At 39.2% G+C, this 25,386-nt stretch carries 25 protein-coding genes and 1 pseudogene; 4 read left to right on the forward strand and 22 right to left on the reverse strand.

Going from position 1 to position 25,386, the window contains the following annotated elements:
• Positions 1-2 precede the first annotated feature (2 nt).
• The 3 genes from HHO47_RS02225 to HHO47_RS02235 all read right to left on the reverse strand — a co-directional run bounded on the left by HHO47_RS02225 (position 3) and on the right by HHO47_RS02235 (position 2,919).
• Entirely contained in the window at positions 3-662 is a 660-nt protein-coding gene (locus HHO47_RS02225) for a hypothetical protein (protein WP_169018478.1), read from the reverse strand.
• A 338-nt stretch (positions 663-1,000) separates the two neighbouring features.
• Positions 1,001-1,978, reverse strand: coding sequence for a patatin-like phospholipase family protein (locus tag HHO47_RS02230; RefSeq protein WP_169018480.1), 978 nt, complete (start codon positions 1,976-1,978; stop codon positions 1,001-1,003).
• Between the two features lie 188 nt (positions 1,979-2,166).
• Positions 2,167-2,919 (reverse strand): siderophore-interacting protein, encoded by a 753-nt coding sequence (locus HHO47_RS02235; RefSeq protein ID WP_169018482.1) that lies wholly within the window; start codon positions 2,917-2,919, stop codon positions 2,167-2,169.
• A gap of 110 nt (positions 2,920-3,029) precedes the next feature.
• Between HHO47_RS02235 and HHO47_RS02240 the strand changes: the two genes are divergently transcribed.
• A complete protein-coding gene (locus HHO47_RS02240; RefSeq protein ID WP_169018483.1) occupies positions 3,030-3,449 on the forward strand; it encodes a MarR family winged helix-turn-helix transcriptional regulator in 420 nt (139 codons plus the stop codon).
• A 116-nt stretch (positions 3,450-3,565) separates the two neighbouring features.
• A pseudogene (locus HHO47_RS02245) lies at positions 3,566-3,694 on the forward strand (DNA polymerase V subunit UmuC); the annotation flags it as partial.
• 66 nt (positions 3,695-3,760) lie between these two features.
• On the opposite strand, the gene HHO47_RS02250 reads toward HHO47_RS02245, so the two are convergent.
• From HHO47_RS02250 to HHO47_RS02270, 5 genes are all read right to left on the reverse strand, one after another.
• Positions 3,761-4,255 (reverse strand): hypothetical protein, encoded by a 495-nt coding sequence (locus HHO47_RS02250; RefSeq protein ID WP_348981626.1) that lies wholly within the window; start codon positions 4,253-4,255, stop codon positions 3,761-3,763.
• 74 nt (positions 4,256-4,329) lie between these two features.
• The gene (locus HHO47_RS02255; protein ID WP_169018485.1) at positions 4,330-4,848 is read right to left on the reverse strand and encodes a DUF4240 domain-containing protein; all 519 of its coding nucleotides are present in this window, start codon (positions 4,846-4,848) and stop codon (positions 4,330-4,332) included.
• Positions 4,845-5,039 carry a YwbE family protein gene (locus HHO47_RS02260; protein ID WP_169018487.1) on the reverse strand — a complete coding sequence of 65 codons (195 nt, stop codon included), beginning with the start codon at positions 5,037-5,039 and terminating at the stop codon, positions 4,845-4,847. Before HHO47_RS02260 ends, HHO47_RS02255 begins: the two co-directional genes overlap by 4 nt.
• Positions 5,040-5,176: 137 nt before the next feature.
• On the reverse strand, positions 5,177-5,464 hold the full coding sequence (locus tag HHO47_RS02265; RefSeq protein ID WP_169018489.1) for a hypothetical protein: 288 nt from the start codon (positions 5,462-5,464) through the stop codon (positions 5,177-5,179).
• Between the two features lie 6 nt (positions 5,465-5,470).
• On the reverse strand, positions 5,471-5,677 hold the full coding sequence (locus HHO47_RS02270) for a hypothetical protein (RefSeq protein WP_010388825.1): 207 nt from the start codon (positions 5,675-5,677) through the stop codon (positions 5,471-5,473).
• 100 nt (positions 5,678-5,777) lie between these two features.
• Here HHO47_RS02270 and HHO47_RS02275 point away from each other — a divergent pair, with 100 nt between their 5' ends.
• On the forward strand, positions 5,778-6,584 hold the full coding sequence (locus HHO47_RS02275; RefSeq protein WP_211183588.1) for an ion transporter: 807 nt from the start codon (positions 5,778-5,780) through the stop codon (positions 6,582-6,584).
• Between the two features lie 167 nt (positions 6,585-6,751).
• On the opposite strand, the gene HHO47_RS02280 is transcribed toward HHO47_RS02275, so the two are convergent.
• The 11 genes from HHO47_RS02280 to HHO47_RS02330 all read right to left on the reverse strand — a co-directional run bounded on the left by HHO47_RS02280 (position 6,752) and on the right by HHO47_RS02330 (position 20,340).
• Positions 6,752-8,713 (reverse strand): methyl-accepting chemotaxis protein, encoded by a 1,962-nt coding sequence (locus HHO47_RS02280; RefSeq protein ID WP_169018493.1) that lies wholly within the window; start codon positions 8,711-8,713, stop codon positions 6,752-6,754.
• A 180-nt stretch (positions 8,714-8,893) separates the two neighbouring features.
• Positions 8,894-10,036 carry an aspartate-semialdehyde dehydrogenase gene (gene asd / locus HHO47_RS02285; protein ID WP_169018495.1) on the reverse strand — a complete coding sequence of 381 codons (1,143 nt, stop codon included), beginning with the start codon at positions 10,034-10,036 and terminating at the stop codon, positions 8,894-8,896.
• A gap of 202 nt (positions 10,037-10,238) precedes the next feature.
• On the reverse strand, positions 10,239-12,962 hold the full coding sequence (locus tag HHO47_RS02290) for a TonB-dependent receptor domain-containing protein (RefSeq protein ID WP_169018497.1): 2,724 nt from the start codon (positions 12,960-12,962) through the stop codon (positions 10,239-10,241).
• Positions 12,963-13,034: 72 nt separating this feature from the next.
• Positions 13,035-14,657 (reverse strand): hypothetical protein, encoded by a 1,623-nt coding sequence (locus HHO47_RS02295; protein WP_169018499.1) that lies wholly within the window; start codon positions 14,655-14,657, stop codon positions 13,035-13,037.
• Between the two features lie 313 nt (positions 14,658-14,970).
• Positions 14,971-16,278: a tetratricopeptide repeat protein gene (locus HHO47_RS02300; RefSeq protein ID WP_169018501.1), complete on the reverse strand. Its 1,308-nt coding sequence runs from the start codon at positions 16,276-16,278 to the stop codon at positions 14,971-14,973.
• A gap of 33 nt (positions 16,279-16,311) precedes the next feature.
• A complete protein-coding gene (locus tag HHO47_RS02305; RefSeq protein WP_169018503.1) occupies positions 16,312-16,917 on the reverse strand; it encodes an energy transducer TonB in 606 nt (201 codons plus the stop codon).
• Between the two features lie 10 nt (positions 16,918-16,927).
• Positions 16,928-17,338 (reverse strand): ExbD/TolR family protein, encoded by a 411-nt coding sequence (locus tag HHO47_RS02310; RefSeq protein ID WP_145235576.1) that lies wholly within the window; start codon positions 17,336-17,338, stop codon positions 16,928-16,930.
• A 50-nt stretch (positions 17,339-17,388) separates the two neighbouring features.
• Positions 17,389-17,916 (reverse strand): MotA/TolQ/ExbB proton channel family protein, encoded by a 528-nt coding sequence (locus HHO47_RS02315; protein ID WP_169018505.1) that lies wholly within the window; start codon positions 17,914-17,916, stop codon positions 17,389-17,391.
• A gap of 3 nt (positions 17,917-17,919) precedes the next feature.
• Positions 17,920-19,287 (reverse strand): MotA/TolQ/ExbB proton channel family protein, encoded by a 1,368-nt coding sequence (locus HHO47_RS02320; RefSeq protein WP_169018507.1) that lies wholly within the window; start codon positions 19,285-19,287, stop codon positions 17,920-17,922.
• Between the two features lie 9 nt (positions 19,288-19,296).
• The gene (locus tag HHO47_RS02325) at positions 19,297-20,049 is read right to left on the reverse strand and encodes a DUF3450 domain-containing protein (protein WP_169018509.1); all 753 of its coding nucleotides are present in this window, start codon (positions 20,047-20,049) and stop codon (positions 19,297-19,299) included.
• 108 nt (positions 20,050-20,157) lie between these two features.
• Positions 20,158-20,340 (reverse strand): hypothetical protein, encoded by a 183-nt coding sequence (locus tag HHO47_RS02330; RefSeq protein ID WP_169018270.1) that lies wholly within the window; start codon positions 20,338-20,340, stop codon positions 20,158-20,160.
• Positions 20,341-20,575: 235 nt separating this feature from the next.
• On the opposite strand from HHO47_RS02330, the gene HHO47_RS02335 reads away from it, so the two are divergent.
• Positions 20,576-22,306 carry a hypothetical protein gene (locus HHO47_RS02335; protein ID WP_169018511.1) on the forward strand — a complete coding sequence of 577 codons (1,731 nt, stop codon included), beginning with the start codon at positions 20,576-20,578 and terminating at the stop codon, positions 22,304-22,306.
• Positions 22,307-22,378: 72 nt separating this feature from the next.
• On the opposite strand, the gene HHO47_RS02340 is transcribed toward HHO47_RS02335, so the two are convergent.
• The 3 genes from HHO47_RS02340 to HHO47_RS02350 form a co-directional block, all read right to left on the reverse strand.
• Positions 22,379-22,879, reverse strand: a complete 501-nt coding sequence (locus HHO47_RS02340; RefSeq protein ID WP_169018513.1) for an RNA methyltransferase — start codon at positions 22,877-22,879, stop codon at positions 22,379-22,381.
• On the reverse strand, positions 22,879-23,376 hold the full coding sequence (locus HHO47_RS02345) for a YcgN family cysteine cluster protein (RefSeq protein WP_169018515.1): 498 nt from the start codon (positions 23,374-23,376) through the stop codon (positions 22,879-22,881). The genes HHO47_RS02340 and HHO47_RS02345 overlap by 1 nt, the downstream gene beginning before the upstream one ends.
• 95 nt (positions 23,377-23,471) lie before the next feature.
• Positions 23,472-25,292: a DUF885 domain-containing protein gene (locus HHO47_RS02350; RefSeq protein ID WP_169018517.1), complete on the reverse strand. Its 1,821-nt coding sequence runs from the start codon at positions 25,290-25,292 to the stop codon at positions 23,472-23,474.
• Positions 25,293-25,386: the final 94 nt, after the last annotated feature.

Below are 25,386 nucleotides of genomic sequence, written 5' to 3' on the forward strand. Positions count from 1 at the left end.
CCTTAAAACATGTTTTTATACAAATAACCCGCAACGACTAAAACAAAGATACTAGTTAGCAGTAACCTCTTTATAATTCCTTTACGTCGTAGAGCTTTGGCTGTTTTTTCTTCTGCAAGTTCTTGCAATAGTTTTTGTTCTTCTTTTTTGCGAATCCGTTCGTCTTCCATTAACTGGTGATAACGAGAATAAAACGTTATTTCTTGTGATTTTAATTTATTTATTTGTTCTTGAGCTGCGTCACAGCGTTCTTTTAACGCTGACAAGTCTTGCTGTAGTGCATCGTTAACGTCAGGATCTAATGCGATTGTGTTGTTTAAGCTTTGTAAAGGTGTTACTTTTTTAAGTAATTCATTGATAACTTTGAGATTACTACGTAGAAGTAACACTTCTTGCCCCTCATCGCCATCTTCATCTATGTGCTCAAAAAGATCGTCAGTTATTTTAAAGTTCTTTGAATTAAATATTTCTTCGATAAATTTTATTCTGTGTTCTAAGGCATCGATTTGTTTTTTTATGAAGGTTTGATGAGATGACTTGTCGTTTTCACTTTTTATTACCTGCTCACTTGCTTGCGTGCCTAATTGATGTAAAGGTAAAAATACTTTTTTAAACTGCTCGATATTATCGAACAGTTCATTTCCATCCACTGAAATAGTCATTTTGGTTTCAGAATCCATAGCTGATTTTATTACTGCAACAATTAAATATGACGTTACAGACCTTCATCCGATCTACAGTAGCGCTATCTGTAAGTTGTGATGATTCGCATTGTTCAAACTAAGTATAAAGAATATATTGCCTTAGAGAACACCCCATACTATAAATTAAAATATTTTCTGTCAATTGCTCTCAATATATTAACGTATTGTTACTTCTATATTTTATTTATTTGAATAATATTAGGTTAGCTATAAGTGGTTAGACTGGGGTGGTTGATAATGCGATTTAAAATGAAAAAGATATAAAAATAAGTAGGAAAACTGTATTACGGGCTGTGTTACCCGTAATATTTTTGCTCTGTTTTACCTAACCCATATTGATCCCTAAGATAGCTATTACCCGCAGCTAGGCCTAATTTGTAGTCGTTGCGCAAATCGGCATCCGTACTACCGAGTAATTTACTGTGTAGTTTACTCCCTGCAAAAATTTGTATTATTTCTGCATCTTTCGGGTGGTTGGCAATAAATGCTAACTCATCTTCATATGCTTGCTCGTGTTGTAATAAGTAATCTAATGTTTTTGGGCAATACCCTGATGCACAGACAAACGCTTTAAGCTTATTTACCCAAGCCGATTGGACTGGCAAGCTGGCATCCACTGTGCGGATCACCACAATCTTGCGCGCACCTCGGTTGTAGGCTTCACGCACGGGTAGTGGCGCAGCTAGGCCTCCATCTAGGTAAAAGTCTGACTTAGCGTGTACGTCGGTTTTCTCTATTTCATTAGCAGCTAATGCGTTTAACCATGGCGTGAGTTGAACACCTTGTTTATACAAAAAAGGTAAAGCACTTGACGCTTTTAATAGTTCTCGCCAGTGTTTACCATCCCCAGTAGGAGATAAATAATACGGTTTACGATCACGTGCATTGGTTGCAGTGATCAGTAGTTCTCTATCACCAAGGCTATTTTTTGCCGTTTTAAAGTCTAATGCTCTATTAACCTCAGTGGTTTTTTCGAAATACCAGTCTAAGTCAACAATGTGTTTACCCATTAGGCCTCGACCTAATTGAAAAAAACGTTTATGACGCGAAAGCCCTCTGATCAAGCGTTTGGCATACCCTTTTTGGCGAGCTAAATAGCTAGTAAGGTTTTGTGAACCCGCAGAAGTACCTATGAATAAATCGAATGGGTCATATTCATGTTCAAGCCATGCATCGAGTACACCTGCGGTAAAGATCCCTCGTTGCCCACCACCTTCCGCGATCAATGCTAGTTTATTGAAAGTTTCTGTAGTTGTAAGGTCTTGAGGTTTCACGGTGAGCCTTCCTTATGTTATTTGGTTTATCACTTTATTCTAATAAGTTTTGTTTAAACGTTAAAATTGATTATATAAATCGAATTAATTAAAAAAACAGAACGCCAGATTAAGTAAGATCAGTGCTGTGCTTGCACTTATAAGGAGAGCTCAGAAACTAGCTGGCATTATTTTAAAAATTAGTTGCACTAAAGCGCCTGTTTACCATCAGCATCAATGCCACGCTTCCAATACGCTGAACACACTATTTTTGCACTCGGGACTGCAAAATGCTCTTTTGCAAGGTTTTGAATTGTGCGCACTAGTGATCCTTCAAGACCCATAAAAATTAATGGTGTATCTATATAGTGATTTAAATAGTCTGCGATCTGCTCTACTAACTCTGTTTGCGGCTCTGTAGTAACCAACCACTTAATGCGGTGTTGAGTATGTGCCTCTATCGTATCAAGTCTGATAATATCTTGTGAGTCAGCAACATGTATGATCACATCAACATCAGCGGTAGCAGGTAGTTGCTGTAAATAGCCGTTAATAGCATTAACTGAGGTTAAATCAGCAATCATTAGATATTGCAACTGACTAAAGTCATCCAGCTTTTTAGGGCCAGGGCCTGCAATTGCCAGTTTATCACCCGCCTTTGCTTGTTTAGCCCAATCAGTTGCGATGCCACGATGTTGATTGACAACAAAATCAAGCGTAATGGTATGGTTAATAGTATCAATCGCTCTGATTGTATATGAGCGCTTAGGTGCAGGTTCAGCTGCTTTGAGATCAATTTCAACCTCATCTTGTCCTGTATGTGGTAATAGTACTTTTACGTACGCACCTTGTTGATCCGCAGGAAAATCATGAAACTCATCTGAGCCAACAACCAAACGCTTTAAATGCGGGGCTATCGCTGTTGTGCTTATTACGGTTGCACGACGTACCTTTCTACTCATTTTAATCTCCTCACAAGGTTTATTAACGTGTTTAATTGCACAACGCCCAACTGGTTGATAAAATCAACTATAGTGATTTAATTGATATTGTCAACCATTTTGGATTTATTATGAACTCTTTATTAGCTAATACATTATTTGCTTTAATGCAAAATTATCGCGTTACCATACGCGAAGCCATTAATGCAGGTGAGCTTAGGTTAAACGCGATGCATGTGCGTTGTCTGCATATTATTGCAGCGACAACTCACTGCACTGCTAATGATATTGTGAATCAAACCCAGCGCGACAAAGCGCAAATAGCACGTTTAGTTAAAGAACTAATTACATTAAAGCTGATTGACAAGGATGCCAGTGAACACGATAAGCGTTGCTTTATCTTATCGTTTACCTCTGAAGGTCATGCTCTTTATGACAAATTATTAAATGCCGAACAGCATGTTAATAAGCAAATGTGTAAAAACTTAAACCCTCAACAAATCAATGACTTTTTAGATACTGCTCAAAAAATGATTAAAAATATGCAGTGATCGCCGCTTCATTATTTGGCATAAGTTAACTAAAACACCCCGATGCGACGTTTATTGGTGTGGCACCTGGCTGATCAATGCAGGAGGTGGTATTTCTGACGGCGATTTATTGTTGGTTGATCGGCTCATCTAACTATGAGTTATACGCGGATTTAAGCGATAAAATGATCAATGTGATCAGCCGTTTTTGCGACATCCAACACGTATATTCAATTGATGAAGCTTTTTTACAGCTTAATGGTTACACAACGCGTTGGCAGCATTTACCAAAAATAAGTGGTGATTTATGAAAAGCCACATTATCGTTAGATTCAAAGCTGTAGCTCAAACTGACAGCGAACATTACTGCTCTCTATGCTATACGCAAGTATTGTAGGCGAAATAAAACGCAGCATTTGGCTGGTATTTACATTATCGATCTCGTTTTCACAGCGAGTATGACGTAGTGACATGGTAATACTTTGCGTGGTGTATTTATACTTAGTAGTGACTAAACAAAAGTTAGCAACTTTATTTGTTTGTGTGCCATGGTGTAAGTTGTTAAAAATAATTTTATCACCGAGCTTAAAGCCAAGATCAGGCTCATTTGCATCAAGCCATGCTAACTGTCCACCAGCACACATTTTAGCGTCACCAGATACTAATTGATAACTGCCAACCTTGGTATTGAATAAATTAATAAACTGACTCTTATTACTTGGCAGCTCAGTTTTAGCACTGACAACTGTACTTAAACAAACCGACACTAAACACAGTAATACTTTACGATAGCGCATTAAATACCCGACATTAATTGATTTATACACTCAGCATAGCATAGCTACGGCGATTAAAATAAAAACCAACCAATACTGAGTAATGATTGGTTTTTAATAGCATGTTACTGCCAATATTTAGCAAATAGTTGCGGGTATGCCAGCTTTAAAAATTTAGGCTTATCTTTAAAGCGCTTACCTTGGGGTTGCTCAAGACCTGAAGGGACAAAGGGTAATTCGTCTTCATTACGCTGTTCATATAATAAACCAGCGATCAAGTCATACTCGTCTAAGTAAGGGTAAGGTTGCTCGTTTAAATGATAAACAGGAGTGCAATCAGCGAGTGAATCTGCATTATCGAGTGCGGCATTAAAAGCTGCTTCACCACGAGAGATCAACCAACAACGAAACTCTGAGAAACCGTATTCATCATTACAGCCGGCCATTACAAACGCAGCACCAAATAACTCCCAGGTATAACTTTGGCGCATACAAATGCTAAATTGCTTATCAAATTCAATGAGCTGTTCATCAGTCAAATCAGTTAGTAGCGCTTTTAAACGTTCACTCACTGATTCGGGCTCAGCGGTTCTATCTGCAACGGTAACTAATTGCCAAAATTCGCTTAAAGAAAGTGCGCTCATGAAATAATCTCTTTAACACGCCCAACTTGGCCGTCTTCTAACTGTACTTTAATGCCATGAGGGTGATTCGGTGATTTAGTTAAAAGGCGCTCAACAACCCCTTGCGTTAATGTGCCGCTACGCTGATCTTGTTTTAAGACGATATTAACTTCAGTCCCAGGCGTAATTTCTGAACGAGTAGGTACTGCCATAATGGATCTCTTTTACTATTTTGTTGGATTATAGCCTGCTTAATAAAATCTCTCCATATTAAAGCTTTTACTAAGACCATAAATGCCTAATACAGCTTAAAATGAGAGATAATTAAACAAAAACACAGTACATATTTTTACTGCTTAAAAAACGAAATAGCATTGTTTTTTATATGAATATTTAAACTAGCTAATGCATTACAAATAAGCTGCACAATGTAATCTAGCTGATTATTTTGTTTAGCCTGCTCTAGTGCAATATCATCAATAAAATAACAACTTACAGTAAACTTAGAAGGTAAATTGTTTAAATCAGCCGAGTGAGTAAGAAAGCTAAAGCCCTCAACGTTATCTTTTATTTGCTCGCAAGCAATTGTTAATTGTTGACGAATACGTTTATCTAGCTGCTTTTGGGTTTTGGTCATGGTTTATTACTGCTCGGCGATTTGTTGTTTTTTAAATTCTTTGTAGCTGTCTTGTTGTTGTTTAACACATTCATGGTATTCCTTGTCGGCCATATGACTACATTCACCTAATCGAGCTGATTGAATTTCATGATAGCGGCTATCGCTGCTACACCCTGCTAACACTACGATTACAGATAACGAAAGTAGATACTTTAAGTTATTATTTAACATTCAAAATTCCTTATATTTTCACCGGAAAACTACTAATTTTCGTTACTTTTGCTGTATATTGCACTGGCTTTATATTTATAACCGTTAAGGGCTAATTATGATGTTGTCGCAGTTACAAGAGCTGTTCCAGCGTATCGATAAAAGTAAAATATTTCAATCATTTGTTATCGCAGTTATTGTTGTATCAGCGCTCACCGTTGGTGCACATACCTATTCGTTACACCCCACTGTTGAATTTGCTTTACATTGGATGGATGTGGGGATCACGGTGTTTTTCTTAATAGAACTCATTATCCGCTATATTGCAAGTAAAGGCTTAAAAGACTTTTTTAGCAAAGGATGGAATATTTTTGACTTTATAATCGTCATTGGCAGTTTATATCCAGCTGCTGGTTCGACCATTTTTATAGCTCGTTTACTACGAATATTCCGTGTACTACGTTTAGTCTCAATGGTGCCAGAACTGCGCTTGTTGGTTAATTCATTATTAAAAGCCATACCACAAATGGGCTACATTGCGCTGTTAATGTTTGTTATTTTCTATATTTATGCCGCAACTGGCAGCATGTTATTTTCTGATATAAACCCATTTCTATGGGGAGATGTGTCAATCTCAATGCTAACTCTGTTCAGAATCGCAACCTTTGAAGATTGGACCGATGTTATGTATGAAACCATGGTCGTATATAAGCTGAGCTGGATTTATTATCTTACATTTATATTTTTAACCGCTTTTGTATTTTTAAATATGATGGTCGGTGCAATTTTAGAGGTTATGTCAGAGGAACATCGCAACGCACGAGAAGAGCAAGCAGATCTAGACTCATTGCCTGCAACTCAAAGACAAGTCAATGAACTAAAAGCACAAATAGCAGAACTAAAAGTGCTATTAAAGCCCAAAAACTAAGTATTGATAAGCTAGGGCGTGTTGACACCTTTCGTGATCAATTTTGCAGCAGTATGTTTAATATTTAGCTAAGGCATTGAAGTAAGTAATTGAGCTGACTGAAAACATTCGCATTGAAGACGAATGAGTAGTATTGTCAGCTTGTATTTTATTCTTAGTCAATATTATTACAACACTTTAAATTTCCCAACTAGATCAGTAAGAACGTGCGATAAGGTTTTTAATTTATCTCCATTATTACTGGTATTGGCGGCAATTTCACTAACATCATCTGCCGCATTTTTGATTTCTATAACATTGCGATTTATATCTTCAGCGACATGTTGCTGTTCTTCTGCAGCGGTTGCTATCTGCGTGTTTAAATCACTAATATTAACAATCGACGCTGTTATTTCCGTAAACTGCTGTTGTGCAGCATGGGATAATTCAACCGTTTTATTAGTACTGTCTAAACTGCGTTTCATTTCAGTAGTGATTTGACCTGACATACTACGTAATTTGTCTAATTGCGTAGCAATATCTTCTGTCGATTCAGACGTACGTTTCGACAATGCACGTACTTCATCTGCAACGACAGCAAAACCACGACCATGATCACCCGCTCTAGCAGCTTCTATTGCCGCATTTAAAGCAAGCAAATTAGTTTGCTCAGCAATGCCTCTTATAACGCCTAAAATCGACATGATATTCTCACTTTCAGTATCAAGCTGAGATATATCATCCGTTGCTTTACTTATCACTTCGCTCAAAACCACCACACTTTGGACGGTCTCTGTGATCACTGTTTGGCCGATTTCAGATGCTTGCTGCGTTTGCATAGCCAGATCTGCCGCATTAGCACAGCTTGAAGCAACTTCATTGGCAGTCGCAGCCATTTGATTAATTGCAGTTGCCGCCATTTCCAGTGCTTGTTGTTGTTGTGAGGTAGAACGAGTTAATTGCGATGCTTGCGTAGAAGTTTGCTCTGATGTACAGCTCACATCTAATGCACACTCGTTAATTTGTCTTACTAAATCAGCAATCAAGTTTAAAAATAGGTTAAAGCTATTGGCAAGCTTTGCCGTCTCATCTTTTGTTTTTATTGTGAGCCGTCGAGTTAGGTCACCACCGCCTTGCGCAATTTCAGCCAGACCATCACTGACTTCAACTATAGGTGAAGAAATTACTTTTGAGATATAACTTGCAATTAAAATGAATACAATAATTAGCACCGCACTAATAATTAAAATTGTAACGGTCATGATATTTGCGGCGCTCATCACCTCTGACTTTTCAACTAAGCCAATAAATTTCCAGCCTAACTTAACTGAAGTATATATATTGGCAATAAAGTCTTTGTCGTTAATAACAATTTCAAACTGACCTTGGGTATTAGCCGCTAACTGCCTGTATTTCCCACCCTCAATATCAGCTAAACGTTTAAAACGAAAATCTTCATTTTTAACATCAACAAGTATGTTTCCCGTATCTTCAATCAGCATTAAGTAACCCGTTTCGCCCAGCTTAATATTGGCAATAATTTCTGTCAGTCCTTGTAAAGAAACATCCATTCCCTGTACACCAGTGATTTTTCCATTATCTTTAATTGCTTTTACAGTAGAGACAATAACCATATCGTCAGCTGCCCAATAATAAGCACTGGTGCGAACCGTTTTACCGCCTGCTGATTTTCCTGTTATATACCAAGGTCGAGAGCGTGGATCATAATTTGCGTTAACTTCTCCCGCTGGCCACTGAATATAGCCACCTTGTTCATTCCCCATATAAATATAAGCAAGCCCTGGGTGAGTTTGACCAAAATGATCAAACTGTTGAAATGCGGCACGCTCAACACTACTGCCCTGAAGATGTTTTAGCATCACCGAATTATTTGTATCTACATGAGTTTTGACATCTTGCTTGGCAGCTAAGACCATTTGATGAGAAGCTAAATAATCAACATTTTTTTCTATTTCGGCAAAAAATATAGCGATACCATTATCTATTTGCCGTGCTTCTCTTTCGCTCATTTGCGCAAAGTTATCAATAGCTTGTTCTCTTGTTTGCGTGATCACAAGTGCTGCAATAATAAAAAGAGGTAAGGCGATGGCTGAAGCAAAAGATAGTTTTAATTTTTTTGATATATTCATTTATAGGAGGCCAAATAGATACTCCCCTAAAGATAGTAAGCTATTGAGTATTCAGCAAGAAACGATCTAACTAAATTAACTAAGCGGGGATAAAGCTAAAGCGATGCAAAAAGACAACAGAAAAAAGGCTGGCACATTGCCAGCCCTCTATATTCATTGTAATAAATGCCTGCTGATAAACTAATGTTTGTTATCAACAATAATACGTAGCATACGACGTAGCGGCTCTGCAGCGCCCCATAATAACTGATCGCCAACGGTAAAAGCACTAATGTATTTAGGCCCGATTGCTAATTTACGAATACGCCCTACCGGAATACTTAATGTACCAGTGACTTTAACTGGGGTTAAATCGGTGGCTGTGATGTTACGTTCATTAGGGATAACTTTAACCCACTCATTGTGCGATGCTAAAATGTGTTCTATTTTTTCAACGCTGATATCTTCACGTAGTTTAATCGTCATCGCTTGGCTGTGACAGCGCATTGCACCAATACGCACACATAAACCATCAATAGGTACAGGTTGCTTACATGATCCTAAAATCTTATTCGCTTCTACTTGTGCTTTCCATTCCTCTTTAGATTGACCCGATGGCATTGGCACATCAATCCATGGGATAAGACTACCAGCTAACGGCACACCAAATTGGTCTTGCGGTAAATCGCTTGAGGCAATTTGCTGTGTGACTAGTTTATCTATTTCTAAAATAGCGGCTTGTGGATCAGCCAGCTTATCAGCTACGCTTGCGTGAATAGAGCCCATTTGCGCGATCAGCTCTTTCATATTACGCGCACCGGCACCAGAGGCTGCTTGATAGGTCATTGGGCTTACCCACTCAATCAAGTCTTGCTCAAATAGGCCACCCAGCGCTAATAACATCAGTGACACTGTGCAGTTACCACCCACATAGGTTTTAACACCTTGCTCAAGACCTTGTTCAATGACATCTTTATTGACCGGATCAAGGACGATAATACTGTCATCTGACATACGCAGTGCTGATGCCGCATCAATCCAAAATCCGTCCCAACCCGCTTCACGTAATTGTGGGTAAACGGCTTTGGTGTAATCTCCACCTTGGCAGGTAATAATGATGTCCATTTTTGCAAGTGAGTCAAAATCCATTGCATCACGTAATGGTTTTGCAGGACCCGCTAAATCAGGGCCAAGTTGACCGGTTTGCGAGGTAGTAAAAAAAGTGGTGTCAATATTGGCAAAATCATTTTCTTGTTGCATACGCTCTAATAACACAGAGCCAACCATGCCCCGCCATCCGACCAATCCTACTTTTTTCATTGTTTGTTCCACTGTTTGAGTCATAAGAAATACCTAAATCATTAAAAATTAAAATTCATTGCGTGAGATTTAATTTTTACAGCCCTAAGCTAACACCACCAACACACTAAAACCAGTTAATAAACTGTAACTTAAATATTTTTCATACACATAAAAAAGCCCTGTATAAAATACAGGGCTAATAAGTAGTTAGGTGTTGTTATAAATCCTATCCTTGGGCTGTTACTTAAAACTCGTAACTAAAGCTCACACTTAATTCTCTAGGCGTTTCTTGAGAACGAATTAGTACATCATTCTGTTCTACTTCAAAGCTTTCTCCCAGCATGTTTTTCACTTTAAAAGTTAGTGTGGTATTAAACGTTGGGTAATAACTATAAACCATGTCTAACGAGTTTAAAGGTTGTTCGTAAGCATCATCAAAGTTATTAACACCCGCAGCTAAAATACGATCACCAAATACATTGTAGATAACAGAGGCTTGATGCATGCCATCATGTGAATCGTAATTCAGTTGTAAGTTAGCAACATACTTTGAATGACCTGTCATACGTCGTTTTAGATTCGTCAGATCGCCGCGCTGCTCCTGTGCAATTTCTACTTCTGAATCACTGAGTGTTAAGTTACCAGAAGTAAAGAAAGCACCGCCAAGCAAATCACTGTGCAATTCAGTTAACCATTCAGCTTCAATACCGTAAACATAAGCGGTGTCTGCATTGTCAAACTGCAGAGTAAAACGGCCGTCGCTTTCTGTTAATAGTGCTTCGATTGGGTTATCGATATCTTTATAGAATGCGCCAACTGAATAATTATCGCCATTGTCCATATAGAATTCAACACGTGCATCAAAGTTATCTAAATAGCTAGATTCTAAGAATGGATTACCAAGAGTCCGATAACCCGTAAGCGGATCTTGGAATTGAACAGGACTTAGTTCTCGCAGATCTGGGCGTACAACCGTGCTGCCATAGCCAAAACGAATTTGATATGCTTCTTGGCTATACGTCATAGATAATGAAGTAAAATACTTATCTTCCATCACAGTTGCTTGTTCAATTGCATCTGCACTTAACTTATCAGCCAGCAAAGCAGGATCAAATGCTGAGCGAGAAAAAGCCAGCGCAACTTGGCGGAAGTCCTCGTAACGCACACCACCACTTAAACGCCAATCTTGAGCAAACGTAATGTCAAATGAGCCGTAATAAGCATCAATCATTTGCGCTGCTAGGTAATCATCGGCGGTTGGTTCTTGGAATAACAACTCGACATCCGTTGCATCAATGACTGAATCATTAGCAAAATAACTACCGATTGACAGTGCTTCTTCTTCACTTTGCGCGAGCTCTAAAGATTGAGTTTGGCTAAAACGATAGTTAAAAAAGTCGGTACGGTAATCACGTGTTTTTTCAACAAAATAACCACCACCGGCAATTTCTACTTCAGCGTTATCAAAATAAAACACTTTGTTTACATTAACGCCCCAGTTTTCAACATCGTCTTCTAGATCAACAAATCGATACAAATACGGATTGCCACCTAAGCTGCCATTGTAAAAAGTACGTTGATATTCGCCATCTAAGTACTCATCACGAACCGTTACTTCAAGCTCACCAGGTATACTTGTTGTTGCTGTTGAGTCAGTATACTGCCAATCAACACCAACACCTTCAAGAAAACCCCACTCTAAATTGTGCATGCCACGAAGTTGAAGTATTTCAAGTTCCCGCTCTTCAAAAGAGGTTAAGTGACTACGCTGTATTTGCCCAGCATCAATGCTTAATGACTTTGAAGGTTCCTGGTAAAGCGCAACAGAGGCTTCATCTTCAGTATCTCGCAACATCATATAAGTTGCAGTTAAATCATGACCGCCAATTTTATAACCTAAATTTAAAGAGCTATTTAACTTTATATTGTGCTTAGTTGACACTTCCTTCTCTGTTGCCGAGTAGCACGTAAAGTCGTCTGTTGAACATTCAGATTCTGATGCGTCAACAGATGAAAGTACAGCACTAAACTTCTCAGCATTGGACCATTCATTTTCATAAGCAACGGATGCCAAGAAACCAAAAGAACCGTCTAAGCCAAATAAGTTATCAAAACGGTCGCCATACACCGCTTTAATACTTGCATCTGGATCTAAGCTTTCTTTTTCCAAGCCAAAATCTCTTGGCAATGCTTTTGCTAAATTTTTATTTAAGTCTATCGCAGCAGCTTGGCCAATATCAGTCCCCTGACGTTTTGACTCTACATCTCTGATATTTCTGTATGAGATATCAGATAAGCCATTGATATAGGTATTTAACGCCGACTTAACTGAACCAGGGAATGCACGAGTGCCATCATCTTTACCTAGCCAATCATCACTGCCACCATTATATGTATAGCCATCGTCGTTTGTATCTTTATAGCTAGCGCCAATTTCAACTTTAAATAAAGTATCCTTTGGAATGCTCTTGGTTCTGATATTAACGTCACCACCACCAAAAGCCGCAGGCATATTTGGTGAATAGGCTTTTTGCACAGCTAGGGATTCAATAATACTTGATGGGAAGATATCAAGCGGAATTACATTTCGTGTTAGATCTGGGCTTGGCACTACCGCGCCATTTAAACGTACGCTTGAGTAACGTTCACCTAATCCACGTACGTAAATAAACTTATCATTAACTAATGATAAGCCTGTAACACGACGAAGTGCCGAAGCGGCATCACTGTCGCCCGTTCTAGATATTTGCTCTGAACCCATTATATCAGCAACGAAAGCCTGATTTTTACGTTCATCAATCACCGCACTGGCACTGCCTTTAAGGCGCGTACCTGTTGCAACAACTTCTTCTATCGCATCTTCATTTATTATTTCTTGTGCCTGTTCAGCGAAAGCATGAAATGAAGAAAAAAAGGAGAGCAGAGATAACGTTATTAGATTGGTTTTAAACTGCTTTTGATGTTTCATATTTATATCCTCTAAACCTAAAATTCCCTTAAAAAAGGCGCCGTAGCGCCTTATAATTAGAGCCGGTCTAGATTAATTACTAGCGCGTTGTAAAGATGCGGCTACAAAATCAGCCCACTCGCTTGATTCACCGTCTTTAAGTGCACCAATGTAGCCTGCGTTAGTAAAGAAAGAGTTAACTTCACTCATGTCTTTCGCTGTTGTAACGACAGCAGTACCTTGTGAATCAGTAATAGTTTCAGCTGTTGAAACACCATCAGCACCAAGCACGTTTGCAAAATCAGCAAAACCAATCAGTTGGTTATTATCGCCACCAGTAAACCAGGTATTTATATCAAAACTTGCTAGTGCACCCGTTAAAGGTGTATTTACGTCTTCAAAATTCTTACCACAGGCAAATATTGAACTCATAAATGCGATATCACCGTTATTTGCATTGGCATGCACACCAGCATCACCTGATTTATCTTTTTCATTGTATAAATCAAAACAGCCAGCACCATCTACAGATGATGAGTTTACAAACAACATGTTAGCTAATTGCGCTTTACCCCATTCTTTCATTTCCATACCCGCACCAGTACGACGCCCTTCAGCACCTTGGTCACCCGTAGTGACAACTGTTGCATTAGCAATAGTTGGGTTAGAAACACTCGTTACTAAGTCTTGTGCGTCTGCAGATAATGGATCTACCTTTGCACCATCGGTTTCAAAGCCATGGTTACCATACTCATTTGAACGTACAAGAATGAATTGTCCATAGCCTTTCCAGCCTTCATCCCAGTCAATACCATCATCACCTGTATCAGTGATAACAATGTGCTTGAGGTTAACGCTACCACCAAACAGTTCAATACCGTCATCAAAACCATTATGAACATGCACATAATCAATCGTTGTGCCTGAACCAACAGCATTAAGAGTTAAACCGTTAAGCTCATCACCTTCAACACCAAAACCTGCATATTTAATAACAATGTGCTTGAGGATACCGCTGCTATCTTGCGGATCGTTACCGCCATAGTACGATACAATGCCTTCTGCAGAGTGGTTACACATATCCTGTGCAGCAGCAGCGGCTGTACAACGAATAGACTGGCCACGACCATTTACTTGCACGCCACCCCAGTCACCTATTTGTGCTGTTGTTGAATCATCACCATCAACTTCTTTAATGCTTGTGAAAATGATTGGCTTGTCTACTTCACCAATTGCTTCAATATTTGCACCACGTGCAATACGAATAAAACTCTCAGGCTTAGTAAAAGCAATTGTCGCCCCAGCTTCAATAGACAGTGTAGGGCCATTACCATCAATTGTAGCGCCAGTTGATGTGTCTACATCATCACCAATAAATAATGCACCTTCAAATACATGTGCGCCGCCATTGCCTAATGCAGGGATAACAAAAGAACTGGTAATTTCTTTTGCATTACTTGCAAATGCTTGACTGTAAACACAGTTAGTCCCTTTAGCTTCACCTGTAAATGTAGCTCCATCTAATGTGTACGTAGCGCAACTTAATGCCTCACCACCACCATCATCACCACCTGGGTTAGTCACTGAGTTGTCTACACTATTATCTACACTATTATCAACTGTTGTTGGTGTAACATTAATATCACCACCGCCACAGCCAGCGAGTGTAATTGCAGTAGCCACAAGGCTGACTTTAAATAAACCAGATAATTTCATTGTTCACTCCATTAAGATATTTAATTATTTTATTAGCGCATTAAGTAAAAACCTAAGTCACGTAAAAACACGTAAGCCATGCTTTAAGGTCACTTGAATTTTTCAACGAGCACTACCTTACGGGAGCTGTGTGACAATAAAGTTACACATTAATAAACATAAAATGACAATGTAACTTACTTAAATAACATATAATTACAATATTTTTGGAGGAAAAAAAACCGCCCTAAGGCGGCTTTGGTGTTGCGATTATAAATAAGCTTTTTACTTAAATCGGTTGCAGTTAAAATAGTGCTTTTAGCGCCACATTTACTTATAACAACGCCGTACGTAATGTTTCTGCATGCAATTTTTCACGCTTTACGTATTTGATCCATTGCTCGGCGAGTCGTTGCGACTTTTTATGTTTCTCAGCCTGTTCGAATGCTAAAATAGACGCATCGAAATTTTGTAAACTGTACTGTGCCATACCTAAAGCAACATAAGCATTTGACTCAAAATCAAGTGAGCCTTTATCAAGCGCTTTGCGAGCAGCATCAGCCGCATCTTCATATTTTTCTAAATTAACAAGTACTTCAGCCATGCGTTGGTCGTACTTCCCATGGTTTGAAAGATCCGCCGCTTTGGCAAAGTAACTAACCGATTTATTATCTTCTTTAGCTTGTACCATGGCCTCTGCGATAAACGCGTAATTTTTCGCCGATTGTTCAGCAACGCCAGTATCAATCGCTTTACTCATAACATCTGCTGCTTTAAACGCTAGACCATTGTATAAATAAACTTGTGCAAGTTGACGCAAGTCTGATTTAGAGGTTAAAAAACCTTGCTGGTAAGCGGCTTCGAGTATTGCTAACTGTTGTTTTTCTTTCCCTGTTTCGCCATACATACCACCGAGTTGCACCCAATACTCAGGCTTATTATAAAGTTTGACCATACGTTCAAGTACAGCAACAACATTTTCAGTTTGATTAAGTGAATAATACATAGCACGCAGTAACACTAACCAGTTTTCTTTTGGCTCTTTGCCTTCACTATCACTTTGCGCAATAGCCAAGTTAATGTTATCAATACCATTCTGGTAATCTTTTAGCTGATAGTAAGCTTGTGATTTAAGCACATAGTAAGCATCCGTTTTAGGCTTAGTATTGATTGCATCCCATTGCGCTAAAAAGTCTAACACTTTGTTGTAATCACTATTCGCCATTGCAAGCTGCGCTAAACTGAAGCTGGTGCTTAATCGTAATGACTCAGGGATCTCTTCTTCAGCAACGACTTTTTCAAACGACGCGATCGCTTTTGGTAAGTCATTCTCATTGTAATAAATAAAACCATAAAAATTGTACATCATGGCTTTTTCATACGAGTTCATACTGGATGAACGTTCATTAATATTATCAAGTGCCGCCAGGCCCGCTTTTGCATCACCATCATCAGCTAATTTTTGCGCACGAGCCAATTGGCTATATACTTTTTCACGCAGTGCCGGCACGCGCTTTGTTTTTACTTCCTCTGCATAGGCAGTTGCTAAATTAACACCTGGCAAGATACTTACTACGCTTGGTAAAGCAACACTTGCACTAAGTGCTAACGAGCAAAATAATGCTGTTTTTAATAATTTCATAATCGCCTCGCTTCTCTATCCATTTATTCAGTGTTAACCATTTATTTGGAAAGAAATTTTATTCTGTACACCCGCAACTTCAACAGCTTCACCGTCTACTACGCGAGGTTTGTATTTAAATTTAAGTGCGGCATCCATGGCTGCTTGATCAAACAATGATTCAGGCTCAGCTTTTACTACCTTTGCATCACGAACTGTACCTTGCTTAGTCACTGTAAACTCAACAATCACATAGCCTTCAATGCCCCGTGACAATGCTCGACGCGGGTAAACAGGTGCTACTTTTACAATCGGTAGATATTCACCGTCACTAGAGTCAAGAGCTAGACCACCACTAAGACTCACATCAGCATCAACACTGGCACCAAAGTCAAAATTAGACGCAGAAGCATTGGGATCACTGTTTTGCATTTGCGGTGATTCCATAGGCGGTGGCGGCTCCTTCGGCGTTGGCGGCTTTTGTGGTTTCCGTTCTTTCTTTTGAACAGTTTCTTCTTTTTTAAGCCTTACAAAATCAAGTACATTGCCTTTAGCTGGCTCTGTCATCGCCCCTTCACCACCGGTGATAAGCGCCTGCATGCCTAAAAACAACATAAAGGTCACAACACCGGCAACTAATAATGCTACTAAATAACGCATTATGGCTTCCTTAGGCTTCTTGTGCCGCGATAGACACATCAAATACACCGGCGGCGCGTGCTGCATCCATCACTTTAATAAGGGTGTCTGTGGTGGCTTTTTTATCCGCTTGAATAACCACACTACCTTGGGGGTTTTCTGCTTTTAAACGCTCAATGTTTGCTTGCACAGCACGCACATCGATTTGACGTTTATTGATCCAAATTTCACCTTGATCTGAAATCGCAACGAGAATATTTGCACGCTCTTTCTTAACGGCTGTTGCTGCTTCTGGGCGATTTACATCGATACCAGACTCTTTAACAAAAGAGGCGGTTACAATGAAGAAAATAAGCATGATGAATACAACATCAAGCATCGGGGTCATATTTATTTCTTCAGCTTCATCTTCTTGAAAAAGGCTTCCTAATGGGGCTCTCATTTTATTCTCCTGATTGTATGTGGCTTTCGCCACATACTAAAAATTGTTGTTTAATGGTCTAAAACCATACTGTCTTCAAGCAAAGCAACTTCACGTTTCGCTTTACGTTGTAAGTAGGTTGAAGCAAATACACCTGATAACGCGCCGACCATACCGGCCATGGTTGGGATAGTTGCTTTGGACACACCTGATGCCATTGAACGCGCACTGCCCGTTCCGGTAATCGCCATCACATCAAATACTTCTATCATACCTGTTACCGTACCGAGTAAACCCAGCAGCGGACACAAGGCAACCATCACATTGATCAACGCCAAATTGCTGTTTAGCTTCATTCCAGCCCGGGAAATAGTTGCTTGGCGGATTTGCTCTGCGTTCCAGCTATTACGCTCAACGCGCCCTACCCAACTATTTTTAACAGCATGTTTGTAACTACGAAAACCATTAAAAAAATAAATAAATCGCTCGAGTATCAATAACCACATCGCGAAGATTAACACTCCGATGACCAACAGAACTTGGCCACCAGTGTCGAGAAAATCACGGATAGCATTGATTGAGTCAATCAATAGCACCATGGGTTATGCTCCCTTTTCGCTACGCTCAGCGATAATACCTGCGCTTTGCTCTTGCAAAATAAGCAGCAAGTTTTTAGAGCGGGTATTCAATATGGTGTATAAAAATACTGTTGGGATTGCCACAACTAGGCCTAGTACCGTAGTAACAAGCGCTTGTGAAATACCACCGGCCATTAATTTAGGGTCACCTGTACCAAACAAGGTAATTGCTTGGAAGGTATTGATCATACCGGTTACCGTACCAAGGAGACCTAACAACGGGGCAACGACCGAGATAATCTTAATGAGCGTTAAGTTGCGGGTGATTTTTGGCATTTCACGTAAAATCGCTTCACTTAATTTAAGCTCAAGTGTGTCGTATGCTACATCAGGGTATTGATCTTTGACTTTCATTACACGACCAAGCGGGTTGTCATCGCGCGGTACAGCGTCTTTAAGCTGGCGACGAATTTTGCCACCCATTAACATCAATGAAACAAACCGCTCAATTGCAATAAGTAATGCCAGTAAACCAACACCTAAAATCACATAACCTACCGCACCACCTTGGTGTACTTGCTCTGAAGTATCTGGTGCTTGTACCAATAAACCCAGGATAGAACCACCGGTTGGGTCAAGCGCAAATTGTACCGTGCCTGATTTAGCTTGTTGTAAATCACTCGCCGTTGAAGTGTAACGGCCAACAGGCTGACGGGTAAGCTCGCTTAACGTATTGGTGCTGGTGTTATAGTCAAGGTATTTACCTTCTGAAATTAAGTTAAAAGCACCCACTCGCATAACTTCTTGCTTAGCTTTGTTGCCGCCTTCAACAATAACATCAGTAGTAAAGCGTGACACTTTACCTTGCTCAGTCATTTCGCGTTGCAGTTCAAACCATACTTTTTCAATGTCTTCAATTGATGCAAGTTTAGAAGTCGAGCCCATTTTCTGAGCCAATTCATCCATAAAAGCACCACGTCCTGGTAGTTGTGCAGACACTACTGACGTTGCAAATTTATTACTTGAATCGCCAGCAACTTGTTGCAGTACACCAAAAAGTTCTTTCAATGAACCCATACGCTTAGATAGTGTATCGGTTAGGTTGGCAAGTTTTATTTCATTTTCTTCAAACTGTGTTTCAAGACGTTCAGACTCAGCAAGCATCTGATTACGTTTTGCTTGGGTGTTTTTAAGCATTTGCACTTGTTCATTTTGACGTGCAGAAAATTCTTGCTCGCGTTGTTTGTTTTGTGCTGATTGCTGTGTTTTACCTTGCTCAAGGGTTTTTAATAGTGAGTCTAAATCCATTGCTTCAGCAGCAAAACTGTTACCCGCAAAACCAAGGGTGGCACCAAATAAAGCAATTTTGGTCATTTTTGTAAAAAGTTTCATTTTAACCTCTTAATCCGCAGCGTGTACTGGCAGTGTTAACATATCTGGGGCAAGTTGCTTACGTGCAATACGTAAACCTTTACTAATTTGGCTGATTGTTGAGTCGTCCAGGGCAACAAACTGTTTGCTTGTTGTATCCCATGAGCCTGCTTTTTTACCATCGCGAGTAAGGTAAATAAGTTCTAGACGACCGATGCGTAAAAAGTCGACTTCACGCTCTTGACCATCAACATCTAATAACGCGGTATAGGCTTCGATGGTACGGCCGTAATCAACTTCAACTTGGTACGCTTCTAAAACACGGCGGAATTTTTCACTTGAATTAATATCAGCACGGTTCATCATGTCTTTTAATGACGCTAAACGCTTTTCACGTTCATCAGTTAGAAACGGCACATCAAGCGCAACAAATTGCTCAAGGCCGGTTATCATGCGTAGCATTAATGGGGTGATTTGACGTTCAATAATAGACACTTGATCCATAGATAAGTTAATAGCTTCCATTTCACTTATTTGGTTACTAAGCTGTTTACTTAGTTGTGCGTTATAAACCGTTAAACCATCAATTTCTTTATTGAGGGTTTTAAACTGTTGTAAACGCCCCTGCATTGAGTCTGCAATCTTGTCTATTTTTGTTTGTGATTGTGCAGCTGACTGGTTAATTTCACTGCTTTTATCGATAACCTTATTTAAATCATTTGCTTGCACTGTTGCACTCATGGCTACAATACTAGCTAATATCAATGGTTTAACGCCTTTCATCGCATACACCTTTACTCGTTAAATTAGCGGATTTGCTAGTTGCTTAATATCAATGAGCGAGATTCTAAAGGTGAAAAATGACAGAGGTGTTGCGCTAAAAAGTCCTTTTTATGACAACAGTAATAGATACAGCTTTAAAGTAAGGCTTTTACCAAACAGCTTTGCCATCATACCCTGATCGTTAAATTTGATATCAGGGTGGCTTAGAATACGCCCGTTACTGTCTAATAGAAAATCATAACCAAAGCCTAAAAAATCAATTTCGTTAACGATTTGTGTTTGATTCAACATTCCAATAAGAAGATCACAACTAATAGCTGGATCGTTCCATTTTTTATTGAGCTATGCATTTGCATCTATACCAACGTCACTGATTTATCGCAATAAAAGTTAAAAATTAAATATAAAACCGTGCCCTTACTAAAGCCAATACTAATAGACTTTCTCCTAGCTAGGCTACGCACATTTATGATACCTTATTGATAAAATATACTGCTTGGTACTGATACAAAAAAGGAGTTTCCAAATGAACACCAAACTACTTGCTGGTTGCGCAATTGCTGTAGCAGCGGGTGCAATAATCTATACACAAACTGACAGTTCATCAGCCTCATTAGAGCTTGCTCAACTTGATTACGTCCCTGCTGATACTGCTTTATTTTATGGCCAGCTAAAACCATTTCCCTATAGTAAATATTTCAATTTGATTCCAGATCAAATGAAAGGTGCAGACGATTTTACGCCATTGATCGAAAGTTTAGCGACAAGTAATGATAACAATGCACAATTTTTAGCGTCTCTATTAGAGCAATATCAAACGTCATTGGCATCTTATGAAGCACTAAAAGCAGCCTGGGGATTCGCCGATGATTATAAAGCTCTAGCCTATACAATTGGTCTAATGCCAGTATTACGCTATCAACTTGAAGATGAAACGGCTTTATTTAATACAATTAATAGCTCAGCTGATAAAGCGGGAATTAACTTCACAACAAAAACCATCGAAGGTGTTGACTACAACACGTACCCTTTAGTACTTGAGAACGGTATTACATTAAACTTAATTGTGTCTGTTAAAGATAACTGGGCTACCATCACGTTTGATACAAAACTTAATACAATTAAAGATTTACGTCTTGCTTTAGCAATTGATAAACCAACAAAATCATTAACGCAAACCGCTAAACTTGAAAACTATATTACTAATTATTCATTTGATGGTCACTCTATTGCGTATATAGACCATGTTGAGATTGCTAATGCTATTACCGCCAAAACACCATCACGCCTAGGTGAAATGCTTGATCAACTATTAAAAGAATTGGGTGATCCAAATGCTTTAGAGGTAGCTAGAACACCACAGTGCCAAAATGACATCAGCAATCTTGTTAGTTATTGGCCTGCATCAGTAACCGGTAGCACGTACATACAAGTAACAAACTCTGATGCTCATTTTAAAGCAGATGCTATTTTCCAAAGCACTGCTACAGATATTATTAAAACATTAAAATCTGTGCGGGGTTTTGTTCCTGAGCATACGACTAAACTTGACGGGCAAATGCTAAGCTTTGCTTATGGTGCGGATATCTCAAAAATTCCGCCACTGTTAAATATACTTTCCAGTACATTTAAAAAGGCTGAATTTGAGTGTGCCCCTCTTGTTGACTTACAGCAACAAACTCAAGACTCAAATTTAGCGGCACTATCAATGATGACCGCTATGGCTAATGGTATTCAAGGTGTCAGTGTAAGTATTCAAGATCTTGCTTTAGAAGCCGATGCAAATCAACTGCCACAACTAAAAGCTTTAGACGCGCTAATCACACTTTCTGCGACAGATCCTGATAATTTACTTTTTACTGCTAAAGGATTTTTACCCGCATTAGCGGAGCTTGAAATACCAGAAAACGGCGATGCAATTAGTGTCAATGCTGTAATTCCTTATCCTTTACCTGCTGGCCTTGATATAAGGTTAGCTAAAAAAGGAAAGCATATTGTTTTATTCACGGGTGAAAAGTCAGCAGCTATTGCAAATGAATTATCAGAACAAGCGCTTGAAAAGAATGGATTTTTAACTACCGCAGTTGACCTCAGTTCATTAATGACTCCTGTCATCGACGTATTTAAAATGACAGGGCAAGAGATCCCAGAAGAACTTGAACAATTAAAAAATCAAACAATGTCTGTGTATTTTGCAACAGATATGAAAGATCAAGGGATTGTTATTAATTCAGAGATCAAAATTACTAAAAAATAATAACTTTTTTGGCGTTAAACGAAAAAAGGGGCATTAATTGCCCCTTTTTTCAATTGTTCAATTCAGTTTGTACTATTGCTGCCATATCATTTTATTATTGGTGTCGCGGCTTTTAATGATCGTTTGATCAGAGCTTTCCACTCCACCGAGTTTAGCTTGTCGATCGTAAAGAACCACATTACAGGTAGCTGCTAAATTCATACAACCGATTGTGGGGATATACACCACTTCATCGCACCAGTTCAGTACATCTTTGCTAATTGAGCCATCTTCAGGGCCAAAAATATAAAGTGCGTTTTCAGGATGAACAAACTCAGGCAACGGGGTTGCACCTTCTATTAGTTCAATCACCACCACGGTCGCACCTGCGGGCTTTGCTGTTGCTAAGTCATCGACGCAAGTTAGCGGGATGCGTTCAACAACATTTTTTGTGTCGGTATGAAACTTTTTAGCATTTAAATAACGCATACCAGTAAAAAATACTTGTTCAGCCCCATAGCAACCCGCAGCTCTTAATACTGCGCCAACGTTAGAGGGACTTTTAGGATTGATCAAACCAATTTTCGCAGTCATTAATCGCAATCCCTCGTTGGCCAATCTGCTTCATACAGATCAAAGTCATCTAAAGCTACATCACAATCTTTTACTGTTTTGTCTTTTACAGAAATACCCAAGGTATGCATTAGTTCTTTGCTGCCACCGTTATTTAATGGATGCCAAGACGCTAAACCACGGCTTTCATGTAAACGGCGGTAACTACAACTTTGCGGCATGAAAAAAATGCTATCGAGGTTTTCTTTGGTTAATTTTACACATGACGGAACTAATGTTTGGCGATTTTCATACTCACTACAACCACACGTATTATTATCTAAGTATTGGCAAACAATATTAGTAAAAATGAGCTCTTCACCATCGCGAAGTTGGTCTGTGGCGGTAAACTCATCTTCATCTTCGCTGTCTATAAAGGTATTTAAACAGCATTTTCCACAGCCATCGCAAATGGCTTCCCACTCATTTTGTGACATTTGCTCAAGTGATTTCTCAAGCCAAAATTGGTTTTCAAACATGGTATAACTCGGTGCCCCTAATAGCACGCATTTTAGCTTAATTGAGCACCGCGCGCAAAGCCACATTCAGCTTTGCGCTATTTCAAGTTTAAAAATTAGCGCTGCGTATCAACCCAACGTTTAATTTTCGCTTCTAGTATTGGCATCGGCAAAGCACCATCAATTAAAATTTGCGTATGAAACTCTTTAATATCAAATTTATCACCTAATGCTTGTTTACAATAATCTCGCAGTTCTTGAATTTTAAATTGCCCTAATTTATACGATAATGCTTGTCCTGGCCAAGCTATATAGCGCTCAACTTCTGCGGTCACATCACTCAAAGCCATTGAGGAATTAGCCAGCATGTAATCAATACCTTGTTGACGAGTCCAACCTTTAGAATGAAAACCTGTATCGAGCACTAAACGCATAGCGCGTAATTGCTCATCAGATAAACGGCCATACCACATATATGGGTCGGTAAATAAACCCAATTCTTTACCTAAGCTTTCAGCATATAATGCCCAACCTTCGGCGAACACTGTGTAACCACCAAATTTTCGAAACTCAGGTAATGACTGAACTTCTTGCTGCAAGGCGATTTGAAAATGGTGTCCTGGGGCTGCTTCATGGATTGACAATGTTTCGAGTAGAAACTTAGGCTGCGCTTTTAAATTAAAGGTATTAATATAAAAAATTCCCGGACGAGAGCCATCCGGCGCAGGTGATTGATAAGATGCTCCTGCCGCAGACTCAGCACGAAAATCTTCAACCGCTTTTACAACGTAATCAGCTTTGGGGGCAATGTTAAATAATTTAGGTACACGCGCGTCAATTTTTAACTTTACGGCTTCATAGGCCGCAATTAATTGCTCAGGTGTATCAAAATAAAACTCATCAGAATCTCTTAAATGAGTAAAAAACTCACTTAAACTGCCTTTAAAACCAACGGTTTCCTTTACTGTTTTCATCTCGTTAAGGATACGCGATACTTCTTTTAAACCAATTTCATGAATTTCATCTGCAGATAAACTCAAGGTGGTGTTTTTCTTTATTTGGTATTCATACCATGCTTTACCATTTGGTAAATCGCTATAACCTACTGTTGCACGGCTATTTGGTATATAAGTGGTCGCTAAAAACTCGCTCATTTTTGTATACGCTGGGACCAATTTATCCATAATAAGTGCACTATATTGGTCAGTGAGTTGTTGCTTTTGCACTGCTGTGAATTGCTCTGGAAGCTGTTTTATCGGGCTGTAAAATAAAGAGTGTTCTGCACTGGTAACTATATGCGCTTGAAATTGCGGCAATAACTTTTCAGCTAATGGCTTTGGTAACACAATACCTTCATTTACCCCTTGCTGCATAGCATCTTGCACACTGCTTAACCAAATTACAAAGCCTTCAGCACGCGCGATGAAATTTTCATAATCTTGGTAGCTTGCAAATGGCTGCGCACTTTGCGCCGATCCAAAGCCTGCAAACGTATTGTGGGCGCCTGACATTTGATCGATTGGCAATAAGTAACTCGGAAATTGAAAACCTTCGATTGTTAAGGCTAAATCTCGTGCCAGTATTTCATAACTTAATAGAGCTTGACCGCTTAACTGCTGCTGATCAAGCGCCGCTAAACGTTGCTGATAATCTTTATAAAAAGTAAGCTGCTGAGCTCGGTTTTGCTCAGTAATCGGTGCTGTAAATTGGTTGTTGTATTGGCTATAGCCAATGTAAGTGGCATCAAGAGGGCTAAATTGCAACGAATCCATAAAGTACTGCTCAACCAGGCGATTTAATTGTTGTGTTGTTACGCTGGCAGTTTCACTTATTAATGCTGATTGTGGCTTGTTTAAATTATTATTAGCCGTATTTGAACACGCCGACAAAGCGCTGAGTACACCGGCGACAAGCAAGGTTAACTTAAATTTTTTCATAATGATCCCTGAGTATAAGTAGTAAGCACAAGTATGCAGTTTTCAAATAGCTAAAGAAAGAAAATACGATACTTATCGCGTTTTGTTTACAGCC

The sequence above is a fragment of the Pseudoalteromonas arctica genome (assembly GCF_012927645.1).
In the GTDB taxonomy this organism is placed as follows: Bacteria; Pseudomonadota; Gammaproteobacteria; order Enterobacterales; family Alteromonadaceae; genus Pseudoalteromonas; species Pseudoalteromonas arctica_A.